The organism is Gemmiger formicilis (genome assembly GCF_016901605.1).
GTDB classification, from domain to species: Bacteria; Bacillota; Clostridia; order Oscillospirales; family Ruminococcaceae; genus Gemmiger; species Gemmiger formicilis_B.
Genome location: NZ_JACJKP010000987.1, coordinates 1 through 217, shown reverse-complemented (window position 1 = coordinate 217; position 217 = coordinate 1). Strand labels below are relative to the sequence as shown.

1 protein-coding gene is annotated in these 217 nt (G+C 45.6%); it reads right to left on the bottom strand.

Translation table 11 applies throughout. From position 1 onward, the window contains the following. A partial coding sequence (locus H6B10_RS19230) for an AraC family transcriptional regulator (RefSeq protein ID WP_204652565.1) occupies positions 1–127 on the bottom strand: 127 nt, incomplete at its 3' end. Between the last annotated feature and the right edge of the window lie 90 nt (positions 128–217).

The window sequence follows — 217 nt, the reverse complement described above, 5'->3', positions numbered from 1 at the left end:
GGGTTTTGGCAAAGAGAAGCCGTCGCCCTAACAGATAGTTGTGGCAGGTGGTCCCTGTTATTTCTTTAAAAAGTCTTGCAAAGTGGTACTTACTGAATCCTGCTTCGTTGGCCACGTTCAATCGCATTTTTAAATTTCAAATTGGCTGCACACCCAGCGAATTCAGAAAATTGGGGCTTGGTTTTTCTGCGCCGCAAGAATAATGGGCACCGAACAG